Annotated in this window: 13 protein-coding genes and 2 tRNA genes; 6 read left to right on the plus strand and 9 right to left on the minus strand. The window is 73.9% G+C overall.

Annotation, left to right across the window (positions count from 1 at the left end):
- Positions 1–47 precede the first annotated feature (47 nt).
- A complete protein-coding gene (locus tag NLU66_RS09710) occupies positions 48–1,145 on the plus strand; it encodes an NADH:flavin oxidoreductase/NADH oxidase (protein ID WP_259359509.1) in 1,098 nt (365 codons plus the stop codon).
- Here the strand turns inward: NLU66_RS09710 and NLU66_RS09715 are convergent.
- Together NLU66_RS09715 and NLU66_RS09720 are read right to left on the minus strand one after the other, a co-directional pair.
- Positions 1,136–1,837 (minus strand): Pr6Pr family membrane protein, encoded by a 702-nt coding sequence (locus NLU66_RS09715; protein ID WP_259359510.1) that lies wholly within the window; start codon positions 1,835–1,837, stop codon positions 1,136–1,138. The genes NLU66_RS09710 and NLU66_RS09715 overlap by 10 nt on opposite strands.
- Positions 1,838–1,910: 73 nt before the next feature.
- Positions 1,911–2,687: a GTP pyrophosphokinase gene (locus NLU66_RS09720; protein ID WP_259359511.1), complete on the minus strand. Its 777-nt coding sequence runs from the start codon at positions 2,685–2,687 to the stop codon at positions 1,911–1,913.
- Between the two features lie 180 nt (positions 2,688–2,867).
- Between NLU66_RS09720 and NLU66_RS09725 the strand changes: the two genes are divergently transcribed.
- Positions 2,868–3,041 carry a hypothetical protein gene (locus NLU66_RS09725; protein ID WP_259359512.1) on the plus strand — a complete coding sequence of 58 codons (174 nt, stop codon included), beginning with the start codon at positions 2,868–2,870 and terminating at the stop codon, positions 3,039–3,041.
- A gap of 87 nt (positions 3,042–3,128) precedes the next feature.
- On the opposite strand, the gene NLU66_RS09730 is transcribed toward NLU66_RS09725, so the two are convergent.
- Positions 3,129–3,204, minus strand: a tRNA-His gene (locus NLU66_RS09730).
- Between the two features lie 145 nt (positions 3,205–3,349).
- Between NLU66_RS09730 and NLU66_RS09735 the strand changes: the two genes are divergently transcribed.
- Positions 3,350–3,703, plus strand: a complete 354-nt coding sequence (locus NLU66_RS09735; RefSeq protein WP_259359513.1) for a thiamine-binding protein — start codon at positions 3,350–3,352, stop codon at positions 3,701–3,703.
- A 94-nt stretch (positions 3,704–3,797) separates the two neighbouring features.
- Here NLU66_RS09735 and orn read toward each other — a convergent pair whose 3' ends face one another.
- The gene (gene orn / locus NLU66_RS09740; RefSeq protein WP_259359514.1) at positions 3,798–5,699 is read right to left on the minus strand and encodes an oligoribonuclease; all 1,902 of its coding nucleotides are present in this window, start codon (positions 5,697–5,699) and stop codon (positions 3,798–3,800) included.
- A 146-nt stretch (positions 5,700–5,845) separates the two neighbouring features.
- Here orn and NLU66_RS09745 point away from each other — a divergent pair, with 146 nt between their 5' ends.
- Complete coding sequence (locus NLU66_RS09745) at positions 5,846–6,400, plus strand: acyl-CoA thioesterase (protein WP_259359515.1); 555 nt, start codon at positions 5,846–5,848, stop codon at positions 6,398–6,400.
- A 16-nt stretch (positions 6,401–6,416) separates the two neighbouring features.
- Here the strand turns inward: NLU66_RS09745 and NLU66_RS09750 are convergent, their stop codons facing one another.
- Positions 6,417–6,914, minus strand: coding sequence for a MarR family winged helix-turn-helix transcriptional regulator (locus tag NLU66_RS09750; RefSeq protein ID WP_259359516.1), 498 nt, complete (start codon positions 6,912–6,914; stop codon positions 6,417–6,419).
- 194 nt (positions 6,915–7,108) lie between these two features.
- Here NLU66_RS09750 and NLU66_RS09755 point away from each other — a divergent pair, with 194 nt between their 5' ends.
- A complete protein-coding gene (locus tag NLU66_RS09755) occupies positions 7,109–7,675 on the plus strand; it encodes an OsmC family protein (RefSeq protein WP_259359517.1) in 567 nt (188 codons plus the stop codon).
- A 123-nt stretch (positions 7,676–7,798) separates the two neighbouring features.
- Positions 7,799–8,113 carry a hypothetical protein gene (locus tag NLU66_RS09760; RefSeq protein ID WP_259359518.1) on the plus strand — a complete coding sequence of 105 codons (315 nt, stop codon included), beginning with the start codon at positions 7,799–7,801 and terminating at the stop codon, positions 8,111–8,113.
- Positions 8,114–8,204: 91 nt separating this feature from the next.
- Here NLU66_RS09760 and NLU66_RS09765 read toward each other — a convergent pair whose 3' ends face one another.
- From NLU66_RS09765 to NLU66_RS09780, 4 genes are all read right to left on the minus strand, one after another.
- Positions 8,205–9,086, minus strand: a complete 882-nt coding sequence (locus tag NLU66_RS09765) for a CPBP family intramembrane glutamic endopeptidase (protein ID WP_259359519.1) — start codon at positions 9,084–9,086, stop codon at positions 8,205–8,207.
- A 252-nt stretch (positions 9,087–9,338) separates the two neighbouring features.
- Positions 9,339–9,411 (minus strand) — tRNA-Arg (locus NLU66_RS09770).
- A 47-nt stretch (positions 9,412–9,458) separates the two neighbouring features.
- On the minus strand, positions 9,459–10,442 hold the full coding sequence (locus NLU66_RS09775; protein WP_259359520.1) for a DNA-formamidopyrimidine glycosylase family protein: 984 nt from the start codon (positions 10,440–10,442) through the stop codon (positions 9,459–9,461).
- Positions 10,442–15,202 carry an ATP-dependent helicase gene (locus NLU66_RS09780; protein WP_259359521.1) on the minus strand — a complete coding sequence of 1,587 codons (4,761 nt, stop codon included), beginning with the start codon at positions 15,200–15,202 and terminating at the stop codon, positions 10,442–10,444. Before NLU66_RS09780 ends, NLU66_RS09775 begins: the two co-directional genes overlap by 1 nt.
- Positions 15,203–15,334 lie beyond the last annotated feature (132 nt).

The following is a 15,334-nucleotide window of genomic DNA, read 5'->3' on the forward strand; positions in this document are numbered from 1 at the left end:
GCGAGGGTGCGGCCCGTCCGCCCCGTCAGCACGTCCGGAGGTCATCCGTGTCCCAGCAGCTCCTGTCCCCGATCACCCTGCGCGACCTCACCGTGCGCAACCGCATCTGGGTCCCGCCCATGTGCCAGTACTCCGCCACCGGTCGCGACGGCGTCGTCACCCCCTGGCACCTCATGCACTACGGCTCCTTCGCCCGCGGCGGCGCCGGCGCCGTGATCGTCGAGGCCACCGCCGTCGTCCCCGAGGGCCGCATCTCGCCCACGGACCTCGGTCTCTGGGACGAGGCGCAGCGAGACGCCCTGCGGCCCGTCGTCGACCTCGTCCACGACCAGGGCGCCGCCGCCGGCATCCAGCTCGCGCACGCCGGCCGCAAGGCCTCCACCGGCGCCGAGTGGGGGACCGGCCGCCCCGGCCAGTCGCTCCCGGAGGCCGAGGGCGGCTGGACCACCGTGGCGCCCTCCGCCGTGCCCTTCGAGGGGCTCGCCGATCCGCTCGCCCTCGACGAGGACGGGATCGACCGGGTCGTCGACGCCTTCGTGGCCGCCGCCGAGCGCGCCGTCGAGGCGGGCTTCGATCTCCTCGAGATCCACGGCGCGCACGGCTACCTGCTCCACGAGTTCCTCTCCCCGCTCAGCAACCGCCGCACCGACTCCTACGGCGGCGACCTCGCCGGGCGCGCGAAGCTGCTGCTGCGCATCGTCGACGCCGTCCGCGAGCGGATCCCCGAGGGCATGCCGCTGCTCGCGCGGCTCTCCGGGACCGAGTGGACCGACGGCGGCTTCGACCTCGAGGAGACCACCCAGGTGGTCACCTGGCTCGGCGAGCACGGCGTGGACATGGTCGACGTCTCCTCCGGCGGCAACGTGCACGCCGCGATCCCCGTCGGCCCCGGCTACCAGACCCCGCTCGCCGCGCACCTCAGCGCGCACACGGACGTGCCGATCTCCGCGGTCGGCATGATCGACGAGCCCTTCCAGGCCGAGCACGTGCTCGTCACCGGACAGGCCGAGGTGGTCCGTGTGGGCCGCGCGTTCCTCCGCGACCCCTCCTGGGGCCTCCACGCCGCGATCGCGCTGCACGGGGACCCCGAGATCATCCCGCCGCAGTACCGCCGCGCGTACCGTCAGCAGCTGCGTCAGGGCTGAGCGGGCCCCGGGCCCACCTCGCTCGCGGAGCGATGCCCGCGCGTGCGGGCGCGGGTGCGCCGATCCGGCTCACCCGCGCCCCGTGCGAGCCTCCCGCCGATCAGGTGCATGAGCGTGCCGACGGCGACGAAGGCGGCGAGCACCACGAGGACCGTCACCAGCACCGGACCCCAGCCGGCGACCGTGGGATCCAGGAAGGCGTAGGGGTACCAGCCCGTGATCGCGCCGCGGATCCAGGTGAGCGCCAGGTAGGCGAGCGGGTAGGCCAGCCACCACAGGATCCGGGTGCGGCGCGCCGGGCCCCGACGCGGCGTCAGCAGCCAGTCCGCGAGCGCGGCGAGCGGCGCGAGGCGGTGCAGCACGATGCCCTGCCAGCCGATGTCCCAGCGCCCCAGCTCGGAGAGCGGCGCCACGAGCAGCGCGTACACGAGCCCCGTCATCACGAGGTAGAAGGCGACCGCGCCGCGCAGGTCGTCGATGCGGCGGGGGAGCACCGCCATCCACGCCGTCGCCACCGCGAGCACCACGAGCATGGCGTTGCTCTGGTTGGTGAAGTAGGAGACGTCCTGCGCGAGCAGCCCGTCACGGGCCGCGTGCACCGCATCGGAGGTCAGCGCCGCGAGGACCACCGCGGCGAGCGCGAGGCGCAGCATCAGGGCGAGGGTGCTCGTCCACGGAGCCGGGGTCTGCATCGGCTCATGATCCCCGGCGCCCGCGGGGCCGACAACCCCCGTGCGGGGGAGACCTGCCGACGGGGCCCGGTGCTCAGTCCTCCGTGGGCGGTGCGGGCCGCTGGGTGAACAGACCGCCCTCGTGGACGGGCATGGGGCGGATCTCCCCGCGCAGCCGCTCCATGCGGGCGTCGAGATCGTCCGCGACCCGGGCCGCGTCGTCGAGCTCCTCGCGCAGCTCGGGCGGCAGGTTCCGCTCGTACTTGTAGGACAGCTTGTGCTCCACGCTCGCCCAGAAGTCCATGGCGATCGTGCGGATCTGCAGCTCGACCGGGACCTGCTCGACGTGCGTGGAGAGGTAGACGGGCACGCGCACGATGAGGTGCAGGGAGCGGTAGCCGTTGGCCTTCGGCGACGCGATGTAGTCCTTGACGGTGAGCACCTCGAGATCGCCCTGCGCGGCGAGCATCTCCGCGACCCAGTAGGCGTCGGAGACGAAGCTGCAGGTGATGCGGATGCCCGCGATGTCGTGGATCCGCTCCCGGATCGCCCGCACGGTCATCTCGCCCTCGGTGCGCAGCGCCTTCTCGACGAGGGACTCCACGGACTTCAGCCGGGTGCGGACGTGCTCGATGGGGGAGTACTCGTGCATCTGCTCGAACTCCTTGCGGAGGATCTCCACCTTCGTCAGGACCTCGTCGATCCCGAACTGGTAGTGCATCCGCAGCTCGGTGAACTCCTCGAACACCTGGCGGAGCTGCTCCGCGAGCGCCTGCGGGTCCGCGCCGACGGTCTCGAGCTGCTGCTGGCGCGCCGCCACCATGTCCCGCACCCGGTCGGGGACGTCGGCGTCTCCAGGCGTCGCGGTCATCGCAGGGTCCTTCCGTCGGGTGCAGGAGGGTCGATGGTGCCACGGGGAGCTGGCAGGCGCCCGGGCGGCCTCGCGCGATGATCAGTCGCGTTCGACATCCCACGGGGTGCGCGCGACCCCATGCGCTGAGGGACCTGAGGGGCGGCTCGAGCGTCGGACCCGGGCGGCAGACTCGCGGGCATGAGCATGAAGGAGCAGTACGCGCTGTGGGCCCGCCAGGTGCGCGAGCGGGTCGACGCACGACAGGCGGAGCTCGAGCTCGGGCTCGTCACGCGCAGCCCTCGCCCCACCGTGTGGTGGCGCGACGAGACCGGCGAGGAGAGCCAGGACCCGGGAGGCTGGGACGCCGCCTGAGGGCGGCCCATGGCGCCCCACTGTGCCCGTGGGGCGGGACGGCGGTGCCCAGGGCATGAAAAAACGCCCTGTCACCAGGGCGTTTCTTGGGGTGATCGACGGGATTTGAACCCGCGACCGCCTGGACCACAACCAGGAGCTCTACCAACTGAGCTACGACCACCATGTGCGGAGCACGCTCCGCAACGAGAACCAAGCATACCGCCACCGGAGGCCGTCCTCCTACGCAGAACGGGACTTCGCGGTGTGAGACGCGCCCCATCCGGCGGCGCCTCCCGTGCCGCGCCGCGATGGAGGAGACTGCAGGCATGATCGTCGCCTTCTCCGTCCAGCCCACCGGCACCCCCTCCGACCCTCACCTCGAGCGCACGCTCGGTGAGGGGGCGGATGCCGCGAGCGTGCACGACGCGGTCGCCGCCGCCGTGCGCGTGGTCCGCGACTCGGGCCTGCCCACCCGCACCAGCTCGATGTTCACCGAGATCGAGGGGGAGTGGGACGAGGTGATGGCCGTGGTGAAGGCCGCCACCTTCGAGGCCGGCCGCTACGGCTCCCGGATCTCCCTCGTGCTCAAGGCGGACATCCGCCCCGGCCATGACGCCGGCGAGCTCGACGGCAAGATCGAGCGCCTCGACGCGGCCGTGGGTCGGCTCGAGCAGGCCTGAGACCTCCGACCCCTCCCGGCACCAGGACGGGCCCGGGGCGCGCGCCGTCTCGGCGTCGCGCCCCGGGCCCGTCGGCGTCCGGATCGCGGTCTCCTCAGACCTGGCTGTCCAGGAGTCCCTCGCGCAGCGCCTCCGCCATCGCCGGGGCGACCGGCAGGCGCGGGATGATCGTGGCCTGGAAGGCGTGGTAGATGTCGGGCTTCCCGGGCCAGGTCACGCCCTGCACCTCGTTGTCCGCGTCGAGCTCGTGGAACCACGAGCCGCCCTCGGCATCCAGCAGGTACGTGGAGACGTACTCCCACCACTGCTCGTAGCGCTCGGCCCACACAGGGTCGCCGGTCACGCGGTACATGACGGCGGCCGCGCCGACGGCCTCCGCCGCGACCCAGTGCATGCGCTCCTGGGCGACGGGCTTCCCGTCCCAGTCCACCGTGTAGACGAAGCCCGGTGCGCCGTCGAGACCGAAGGTCGCCGCGGACTTCTCCATGAGCGCGGTCGCCGCCTCGAGCATCCACTCGGGCGCCTCACCGTCCGCTGCGATGAGCGCGGATCGGGCCTGCAGCACGAGGCGCGCCCACTCGATCCAATGGCCGATCGTCGCGCCGTAGGGGCGGAACGGGTGGTTCGGCTCGTCGGCGTTGTACTCCAGCAGCGGGTTCCAGTCGGTGTCGAAGTGCTCGGGCAGCGCCCAGTCGTTGGCGCGCGCGAACTCGTCGATCGCCCGGGTCGCGATGCCCACGGCGCGGTCCAGCCAGCGGCGGTCGCCGGTGACGTCGGCCGCGGCGAGGAGCGCCTCGACGGTGTGCATGTTGGCGTTGATCCCGCGGTAGTCCTCGAGATCGGTGAAGGTGCGGTCGAAGGTGTCGACGCTGAGGCGGGCCTCGGCGTCGAAGAACTTCGCATCGAGCACCTCGAGCGCCTCGTCCAGGAGCGCGGCGGCACCGGGCCGGCCGGCCGCGGTCGCGGAGGCCGCGGCGAGCACCACGAAGGCGTGGGCGTAGGCCTGCTTGGTGTCGTCGACGACCTTCCCGCCCTCGACGGCGGCGAACCAGCCGCCGTGCTCGCGGTCCCGGAAGACCCCCGTCAGGGCGGCGATCCCGTGATCGGCGAAACGGCCGAAGTCCGGGCGCCCCAGGAGGTGCCCGAGGGAGAAGCAGTGGGTCATGCGGCAGGTGATCCACAGCTCCGAGGGACGGGACAGATCGGGCTCGCCGTTCTCGTCGAGCCAGGCGAAGCCGCCGTCCTCGCGGACGGACTCCGAGCCGAACAGGAGGAGGTCGTCGCCCTCGCCCTCGAGCCAGGTGCGATGGGCCGGGGCGTCGAGCCACGGGGCGCGCGGCGGGCGCGCGGACTCGACGGGGGCGGCGACGGAGCCGGCGGGCAGCTCGAAGGCGCGGGAGGCCTCCTGCGCCTGGGCGGTCGTGGGGCCGGGATCGGCGACGAACAGCACCTGGCGGTAGTACTTGAGCTCCTGGATTGACTCGCGGATGTCCGCGAGCGCCCGGTGGCCGCCGTGCTTCTTGGGGACGTTGTAGTAGACCCGCGGGAACCAGCGCTTGGCGAGCTCCTTCAGGCTCGAGACGTCGATCGTGCGGTAGGAGAGCCAGTTCGCGAACTCCGGCACGTCGCGGTCCAGGAACGCGCGGTCGGTGCCGACGCTGTTTCCGGCGAGCGGGGCCTTGCCCGGTTCGGGGCAGTGCTCCTTGACGTAAGCCAGGCACAGCTCCTCCGCCTCGCGCATGCTCATGCCGCCGTCGAGCTCGTCGATGAGCCCGGAGGTGGTGTGCATGGTGACGACGAAGGGGTCCATGCCGTCGAGCGCCCCGGCCGGGGGCTTCACGACGACGTCCACCCCCTCGCCGAGGATGTTGAGGTCGGCGTCGGTCACGAGGACGGCGATCTCGATCAGAGCATCGTTCTGCTTGTCGAGTCCGGTCATCTCGCAGTCGACCCAGATGATGCGGTCAGAGGCGGCGCGGGCGCTGGTGGAGGTCACGAGCGCCTACCCTACGCCGAGCACCGGCCCGCTCGCCGGGCCCTGCTCGCGGAACAGGGCGCCCCCGGCGGCGCCGCGAGTAGTTACCATCGGGTCATCGTCGCGGGGCCGCCCCGCACGGCACCGTCGCCGGGAGGACCTCACCGATGAACATGTACCTGCGCCTGCTGTGGCTGATGATCCGCCTCCGGTTGCGCCGCAGCCGCGCCCTGAGCATCTGGGACACCTCCCGCACGGCGTTCCGCGTCAACCCGCTCGACCTCGACGTCCAGCGGCACATGAACAACGGCCGGTACCTCTCCCTCATGGACCTGGGCCGGATGGACCTCATGATCCGCTCCGGGTTCTGGCAGCACATCTCCGCCCAGGGCTGGTACCCCGTCGTCGCCGGGCAGACCATCACCTATCGCCGCTCGCTCACGCTCGGCCAGCGCTTCCACCTCTCCACCCGCGTGCTCGGCCACGACGAGCGGTGGATCTACATGGAGCAGGTGTTCCGGGTGGGGGAGACCGTCTACGCCGACGCGATCGTGCGCGCCCGCTTCCTGCGCTGGAAGGGCGGCTCGGTGGACGTCTCCGAGGTGCTCGAGGGCGCCGGTCCGGTGCCGGAGCACCTGGTGGTGCCCGACTGGGTCGAGCGCTGGAACGAGGAGTCCTCGGCGCACAGCCGCGCGGTGGGGGAGAACGACCGCGGTCGCTGAGCCGCCGCGTGCAGGGTCAGTCGGCGTCCTCCGCGCGGGTGAGGCGGAAGTGGTCCTTGGGATCGAGTCCCTCGACGATGGGCTCGAGGGCGTCGGCCAGCTGCTCCATCTGGGCGGGGCTGAGCTTCTCGAGCACCCCGGCGCGGACGGTCTCCAGGTGCCCGGGCGTCGCGAGGATCATCGCGCGCCGGCCGTCCTGGGTGAGCGTCGCATTGGTCGCGCGACGGTCCTCCGGGTGCGGGGTGCGCGAGACCCAGCCCCGGTGCTCGAGCCGCTTGATCGCCTTGGAGAGCCGCGGGAGGGAGGAGTTCGTCGCGACGGCGAGCTCCTTCATCTGCAGCGTGTGCCGCGAGGCGAGGTTCAGCCGGCCCAGGAGCTGGAACTCGAAGTGGGTCATGCCGGCGTCCGCCTGGAGCTCGGCGTCGAGCGCCGCGGGGAGCAGCTCGCAGGTCGCGATGAGCGCCAGCCAGGCCCGTGACTCGGTGGCATCCATCCTCGGCGGCGTGAAGGTCATGGAGGGCATCCTACGGAGCCGGGAACACGTGATCGCCGACCACGCCGAGCATCTGCCCAGGTGGCGCCCGGGATGTCCGGATCCCGGGAGCCCCCGGCGGTGCGGCGCCGGAGGGGGACGGTCATCACCGGTGCTGATGACGGCGTGTGGCGGCGAGTGGTGACTCCCGCGTGCCGGGTCCCTAGCGTGTGCCCATGACACTCACCGACAGCACCTCCCTCGACACCGCCCTCGCCGAGAGCGCCGCCGCCCGGCCCGAGCGCCTCACCGCCGCCGGGCAGGCCTGGGGCGAGCGCATCGACGCTCGTCGCGAGGCCGCCCACCTCACCTATCGCGTCACCGGCACCGGCGTCGGCTCCGTCGCCTCCCGCATCACCGCCGGGAAGCACGGGTTCGCGGTCGACGAGCCCGCCGCGCTCGCCGGGGACGACCTCGCCGCGAGCCCGGTCGAGGTAGCGCTCGGCGCGCTGATCTCCTGCCAGGTCGTCGTGTACCGCCTGTACGCGCATGCGCTCGGCATCCAGGTGGACGACGTGGACGTCACCGCCGAGGGCGACCTCGACGCCGCGCGCCTCTTCGGCAAGGACGAGACCGTGCGCGCCGGCTTCGGGGACGTGCGCCTCACCGTGCGCCTCACGGGCCCGGAGACCGCCGAGCGCTACGAGGAGCTCCGCGCCGCCGTCGACGCCCACTGCCCCGTGCTCGACCTCTTCCAGAACCCCACCCCGGTCACGACCACGCTCGAGGTCGCGGGGCGCTGATCCGCGGGACGGTCGGCCGTAGCACTGCACCCCCCTGGGCTCCCACCACAGGGGGATCCGACGGCGGCCGGGACCACCTGCGGGCTGACGACGGCGACGGAACGCGGTTCCTAGCGTGGTGGCATGTCCACGACCTCTCGTCCTCAGACCTCCGCCCCCGCCGTGATGTACGCCGCCGGGAACCCCGGGACGGGGCGCGGCACCGCGAGCCTCGTCCTCGGTGTCTGCTCGCTCCTGGCCGGCTGGATCCTCGTCGCACCGGCGATCGGGCTGTACCTCGGGCTCTCCTCGCGGAGCCGCGAAACCCATGCCCGGGGTCGCGCCGGCTGGGGGATCGCGCTGAACCTTCTCGCCCGCTTCGGCTGGATCGTGCTGGGGCTGCTGATCATCGTGCCCGGCGTCGGCCTGTACCTGACGCAGCACGGGGGGATGGGCTGATCGCGCTCGCCGTGTCCTGAACGGCGGTCGGCCCCCGCCCATCGCCGCGCGATCAGGGAGGGGGCCGCCGCGAGCGGCACGGCATGCGGCATCAGGATCCGTCTCGGGTCCCCGCCGACGCACCGGGCAGGGCCCCGGGTGCGCGGGTCCCGGTCGAGGTCCGCTGCGGCCGATGCAGGGGGACGACGAGCCCCCGGCGACGGGCGATCGCCAGCAGGACGACCGTGACCGCGAGACAGACCGCCACGGAGACCACGCTCGCCTCGGGACCGAACACGCCGCCGCTGATCGCCGTCGGTCCCGCGGGGGCCGATGCGAGCAGTCCCGAGCTGGTGCCGTTGCCGGAGACGGCAGTCCCGAAGATCCCGGATTCGGCGAGGTTCCAGCCGAGGTGCAGGCCGATGGGCAGCCACAGCCGTCGGGTCGCGATCCACGCGGCGCCGAGCATGCCGCCCGCCTCCACGGCGATGGCGATGGCGCCCCAGAGGGTCGCGTCGGGGTTCAGCAGGTGCATGAGCCCGAAGACGATGCCCGTCCCGATCAGAGCGATCCAGGTGCCGAACCATCGTTCGACGTGCCGGAGCAGGATGCCGCGGAAGAGGAGCTCCTCGCTCACGGCCGCCATGGCCATGAAGCCCACGTACCAGAGCAGTCCCTGGACGGTGCCCGGCCCCGTGACGTGGTAGCCGCCCAGAGCGGCGATGCCGGCGATCGCGAGGGTGAACAGCCCGATGCCGACGACGGCGCCGAGGAGGAGGGGGCGGATGGCGCCGGTCGAGGAGAGCTCGTCCACGGCACGGCGCTCGGTGCGGGAGACGATCCATCGGTAGAGGAGGACGGCGACGACGGCGGATCCGACTCCGAGCGGGAGCACGGCGAGGGCGCTGCCGCCCACCGCACCGACGACGATGCTCGAGAGCCCGGACCAGGCCAGGACGGTGAGGAACTGCAGGGGGACGCTGAGTCGTGACATGTCCTCGACACTAGGAAGCGGATCCGCGGTGCACATCGCTCCGTCGGGGGACCGGCTATCCCCCGGACAGGCGCTCGCCGCTTCGTGGACCACGGACCCGTGCACGGAGCGTGCCCATGGCCTCTCGCCATCAGGAGCGGCCGGTCGGCCAACGTCGGAGCGACCGTCGCAGAGCGGTCCGCATCAACGCGTCGAGCAGTTGTCGACTCGGCCCCTCGGGAACCCCTTGCCAGGGCATCCATGCAGGTCAGGTGCCCCCAGCAGGACTCGAACCTGCAACCGACGGATTAGAAGGCCGTTGCTCTATCCATTGAGCTATGGAGGCGAGGCGCGGCGGGCAGGATCCCCGATCCGCCCGGCGCCGCCCCGAGTCTAGCGATCCGTGCGGCCTCGGCCGTCCCACGGACGGTCCGCGCCGGGAGCCCTCCGACCGTCCGACGGGCCCCGTCCCAGGTGCGGGGACCAGGCGCGAGGTCCCGTCGCGGCGCCCCGAGGGTCGGGACCCTGACAGCGCGGGCAGGTCCAGAACACCCGGCCCTCGGTCCCCTCGAGGCGCGGCTCGGCGATCTCGGAGCGCTGGATCCGGGCGCGGCAGCGGCGGCACTGCTGCCCGCCCCTCCCGTACACCCAGAGGTCGCCGTCCCGGCCCAGCATGCCGCCGGTGGTGACCCGCACCTCCCGCTCGGCGTTCAGCAGGAGCAGCCGGCGGGCGAGGTCCACGAGCGTGCCGAGGTCCCCGGCCTGCGCGACGGGCGCCGCGGGATGCACCCGGCGCAGGAAGCACAGCTCGCTGCGGTAGATGTTGCCCACCCCGGCCAGGAGGTGCTGGTCCAGGAGGGCGAGTCCGATCGGCCGGTCGGGCTCCGCGGCGAGGTTCGCGATCGCGCGCTCCCGGTGCCCGTCGGACCAGTCGGGGTCCAGGAGGTCCGGTCCGAGCGTGCCCACGAGCTCGGGCTCGTCGGCCGTGCGCAGGAGCCGCACCTGCTGGACCTCGTAGGCGATCGCCCGCACCTCGCGGCCGTCGTCGTGCCGTGCGTCGAGCCGGATCCGGATCGTCGCGAGGTCCCGCGGCCCGGCGCTCGTGTCGCTCGAGCGGAGGGCGCGGCCGTCCACGTGCCAGATGCCGTCCATCATCAGATGGGAGTGCAGGGTCATCGGCGGCGCCCCGGACGCCTCGGGCGGCACGAGGCGGATCAACAGATGCTTGCCGCGCGGGCGCACCTCGCGCACCTGCCAGCCGGTGAGATCCGCGGTCGCGTGCCGCGGGACGCGCAGCTCGCTCGACGTGAGCGTCGCGCCCGCGAGCGCCTCGTGCAGGATCCGGCACTGGCGGAAGACGGTGTCCCCCTCCGGCATCAGCGGCCTCCTGCCCGCACGCGCAGCGACTTCGGGGAGCGGTAGCAGCCGGCGTCCACGAGCGCCTGCGCGATCCCCGTGACGGGCTCCGCGCCGATCGCATGGCCGTTGATCCGCTCGATCTGCAGCTGGGGGAGGCGGGAGTCCTCGACGACGGCGCGCACCAGCTGCTCCGCGGCGGGGGTGATCAGCTCGCCGTCGGCCCACCACAGCAGGCTCCGGGCGCCCTTGTCGACGAACGCGAGGGGATGACCGTCCACGAGCAGCACGAGGGCGCCCGCGCGGCGGGCCGCTCGGACGGTCGCGCCCTCCGGAGGTGCCGGGGCGAGCGCCGGCCAGGGCAGCGACGCACCGTAGGGGTTCGCCGGGTCCGTCGCGGCGAGCGCCACGGCGCCCACCTCCGGCGACGGGCCGGAGCGCTCCTCCGTCTCCCGCTCGCGGTCCCGCAGCAGGTCCACGGCCTCGACCGGGGCGAACTGGGAGGCGCCGAGGCCGTCCACGAAGTAGCCGCGGCGGCAGCTGCCGTTCTCCTCGAGCACTGACAGCACGCGGTACACGCCCGCGAAGCCGCCCGGCAGGTCCTCGACGTCCATCGCACCGCGGGTGACGACCCCGTGCCGGTCCAGCAGCAGCGTCGCGAGCGCACCGGCCCGTGCGGCCGGGTCCACCGGCTCCACGCGCACGGCCGACCACCTCCCGGCGCCCGTCGGCCCCGTGACGAGCTCCGACGGGCTCGACGCGCCCTGCCGCATCATCGCCGCGGAGAGCCGGGCGGCACCGCGGCGGCTGAGCGTGCGGGAGCGTCCGGGCGTGCGCGAGCGGGGGGAGCGCGGGGCGCTGCCGCGGGTGAGCACGCGCAGCGCCTCGAAGGAGTCGTTCGTGACGAGGGAGGCGAGCGCGAGCTCCCACAGCGCCTCTTGCAGCTCCTCCGGCGGGACCGCCGCGCCCTCCGCCGCGAGCGCGGTGAGGAGCTCCCCGGTCCGCAGCGCCCCGGGCGTCCCGCGCAGCAGGGCCAGCAGCCGCGCCGCGGTGGAGCCCTCCGTGAGCGCGGAGGCCGACGCGTCGAGCTCCGCGGCGTCCAGGCCGAGCGGCAGGGCATCCGCGAGGTGCAGGCGCACCCAGGCGTCGTCGGCGCCGAGCCGGCCGTGCCCGGTCCACACGAGCTCGCCGGCGGCGAAGGCGGCGTCCACGAGCGCCGGCGTGACCTCGGGCAGTCGCGCCGGGAGCACCTGCGACTCCCAGGCGGAGGCCGGCAGCGACACCCCGGTGAGCTGGTCGACCACCGACAGCAGCCCGTCCCGGCCGTGCCAGTCGGAGCGGGCGCGGCGCCCGTCGGCCCGGCGCGGCACCAGGTGCTGCCAGCTGCTCAGGAAGCGCGCGTAGACAGGGCCGGGCACCGGGGCGATGTCGCGGCGGGACGCGGCGAGGCTCGCGCGCCGGATCCGGCGCAGCACCTCCGCGTCCACCCACTCCTCCCCGGTGCGGCCGGGGGTGAACTCGCCGGTCTGGAGGACCCGTTCGGAGGCCAGCTGCTCGAGAGCGGCCCGGGCCACGCCGGGGGCGAGACCGAGCGCCTCGACCGCGTGCTCCGCGGGGAAGGGACCGCGCGAGCGTGCCCAGCGCTGCAGCAGCTGGGGGACGGCGCGGTCCACGGGGGCGAGCAGGGACTCGGGGATCCCGGGCGGCAGGGCCACGCCGAGGGCGTCCCGCAGCAGCGCGGCGTCCTCGATCCCGGCCACGTGCTCGGCGCCCGCGAAGCGCACCGTGATCACGCGCCGCGCCCGCTCGAGCTCCTCGATCGCCGCATCGACGTCGAGCTCGCCGGCGGCCCGATCGGCGAGCTCGGCGCGGGTGAGCGGGCCCAGCCGTCGCAGGGCGTCCGCGACCTGCTCCGCCGTGCGCAGCGCCCGCTCCTCGGCGAGGCCCTGCAGGCGCTGCTCGACCTCCGCGATCACCTCGGCGTCCAGCAGCTCGCGCAGGCTCACCGATCCCAGCAGCTCCGCGAGCAGCGACTGGTCCAGGGCGAGCGCGGCCGTGCGGCGCTCCGCGAGCGGGGCGTCGGTGTCGTAGATGAACTGGGCGAGGTAGCCGAACAGCAGCGAGCGGGCGAAGGGGGACGGCGCCTCGGTCTCGACCTCGCGCACCTGCACCGTCCGACGCTGCACCTGACCCATGAGGTCCACGAGGGAGGGGAGGTCGTAGACGTCCTGGAGGCATTCGCGGGCGGCCTCGAGCATGATCGGGAAGTCGGGGTACGGGCGCGCCACCTCGAGCAGGTGCGCCGAGCGCTGGCGCTGCTGCCACAGCGGCGCCCGCTGGTTCGGGTCCCGGCGCGGCAGCAGCAGCGCCCGCGCGGCGCACTCGCGGAAGCGGGAGGCGAAGAGGGCGGAGGAGCCCACGAGCCGCCGCACCTCCTCCTCGATCTCCTCCGGGGTGAAGACGAAGAGGTCCGCGCCGGGCGGCTGCTCGCCGTGCGGGATGCGCAGGACGATGCCGTCGTCCGCGGCCATGACCTGGCCGTCGAGCCCGTAGCGCTCCTCGACGCGGGCGCCGACGGCGAGGGCCCAGGGGCCCGTGATCCGCTGGCCGAGCGCGCAGTGCAGGACCACCCGCCAGTCGCCGAGCTCGTCGAGGAAGCGCTCCACGACGAGCTGCCCCGGCCCGGGCACCGCCCCCGTGATCTGCTGCTGCTCGGCGAGCTGGTCGAGCAGCACGGTGCGGGCGTTGTCGTCGAGCCCCAGCGACTCGAGCCGGCCCTCCGCCTCCTCGCGGGGGAGGGCGGCGAGCTCCGCCTGCGCGGCCTGCAGGGCGCGGCCCAGGCTCGCGGGACGACCGTCGCCGTCGCCGTGCCAGAAGGGGATCCGGCCCGTGAGGCCGAAGGCGGGGGAGACCGTGACCCGGGAGGCGGTGATCTCCTCGATCCGCCAGCTCGTGGTGCCCAGCGTGATGACGTCGCCGCGGCGGGACTCGTAGACCATCTCCTCGTCGAGCTCGCCCACGCGCCGCTGCTGGGTGTCGTCGTCCCCGGTGACCAGATGGACGGGGTACAGGCCGCGGTCCGGGATCGTGCCGCCGCTCGTCACGGCGAGGCGCTGGGCGCCCGGGCGCCCGGAGAGCGTGCCCGTCTCGTGGTCGTGGACGAGCCGCGGTCGCAGCTCGGTGAAGGCGGTCGAGGGGTAGCGGCCGGCGAGCAGGTCGATCGTCTGGTCGAAGGCCGCGCGGGGCAGCGCGCGATAGGGGTGCGCGCTGCGCACGAGCTCGAACCACTCCTCGACCTGGAGGTCCTCCATCGCGGCGGCGGAGACGGTGTGCTGGGCGAGCACGTCCAGGGCGTTGCGCGGCACGGAGAGCGGCTCGATGCGGCCCGCGACCGCCTCCTGCACGGCGACCGCGGAGCGCAGCACGTCCATCGCGTGCAGCGGGTGCAGCACACCCCGGGAGACGGCGCCGACGTCGTGCCCGGCGCGCCCCACGCGCTGGAGCAGGCTCGAGACGCTCATCGGCGCGGCGACCTGCAGCACGAGGTCGACGGCGCCCATGTCGATGCCGAGCTCGAGGGAGGAGGTCGCGACGACGCAGCGGAGGCTGCCGGACTTCAGCTGGTCCTCGATCTGGGCGCGGATCTCCTTGGACATGGAGCCGTGGTGGGCGCGGGCGATGTCCTCCACCTCGGCGCCGTCGGGGCCCTCGACCCGCTCCGCCCCGTCGGCCCCGTCGGCCCCGTCGGACAGCGGCGAGGGATCGGCGGCCATGCGGCGGGCGTGGAGCCGGTTGAGCTTGCCGGTCAGCCGCTCCGCCTGGCTGCGGGAGTTCGTGAAGACGATCGTCGAGCGGTGGGCGAGGACCTCCGCGAGCACCGCCCGCTCCACGTGCGGCCAGATGGTGCCGGAGACGTCCTCGTCGTCGACCGCGTCCGCCGGCGGCTCGATCGCCTGGAGATCGGGGACGGGCATCGTGATCGCGAGGTCCCAGCGCTTCGTCGAGGGCGGGCGCACCACGGTCACGTCACGGCGGCGCCCCGCCCCGGAGAGGAAGGCGGCGACCTCGTCCACGGGCTCCACCGTCGCGGAGAGCCCGATCCGCTGCGCGGGCCGCTCGAGCAGCGCGTCGAGGCGGGCGAGGGAGAGCGCGAGGTGCACGCCGCGCTTGGTCCCGGCGACCGCGTGGACCTCGTCGATGATCACCGTGTCCACGGCGGTGAGCGTCTCCCGCACCTGCGAGCTGAGCATGAGGAACAGCGACTCGGGGGTCGTGATGAGCACGTCCGGGGGATGCGCGGCGAGCCGGCGGCGCTCCGCGGCAGGGGTGTCCCCGGTGCGCACGCCGACGCTGATCTCCCGGCGCGGCAGACCGAGCCGCTCGGCGGCGCGGGCGGTGCCGACGAGCGGCGAGGTGAGGTTCCGCTCCACGTCCACCCCGAGCGCCTTGAGCGGCGAGATGTAGAGGACGGAGGTGCGCCGTCGCTCCCGGGCGCCGCGCGCGGAGCGGGCACCGCGGGGCGGCGCCGGAGGCTCCTCCGGCGCCGCCGCCGTGAGGCGGTCGATCGCGGTGAGGAAGGCGGCGAGGGTCTTGCCGGATCCGGTGGGGGCGACGACGAGGGTGTCCTCCCCGCGCTCGATCGCGGCCCAGGCGCCGCGCTGCGCCGGGGTGGGGCCCGCGAAGGACTCGGCGAACCAGGCGGTCGTCGCGGGGGAGAAGGAGGCGGGCAGGCCGGTGCCCTCCCCGGGGTCGGGAGCGGGATCCTGCGGGCCTGTGCGCATCCGCCCATTGTGGCGCGCGGGGCCGACGACCGTGCGATGCGCCGGTCACGGCGGCTCCGGGGAGGCGGGGAGTGTTCGCTCCCCGTGAACTGCCCGGACCATTCGCGGAGTGCACGTGGCAGGATGAATCCA

Origin of the sequence: Brachybacterium sp. NBEC-018 (assembly GCF_024860185.1) — a bacterium.
GTDB lineage: Bacteria > Actinomycetota > Actinomycetes > Actinomycetales > Dermabacteraceae > Brachybacterium > Brachybacterium rhamnosum.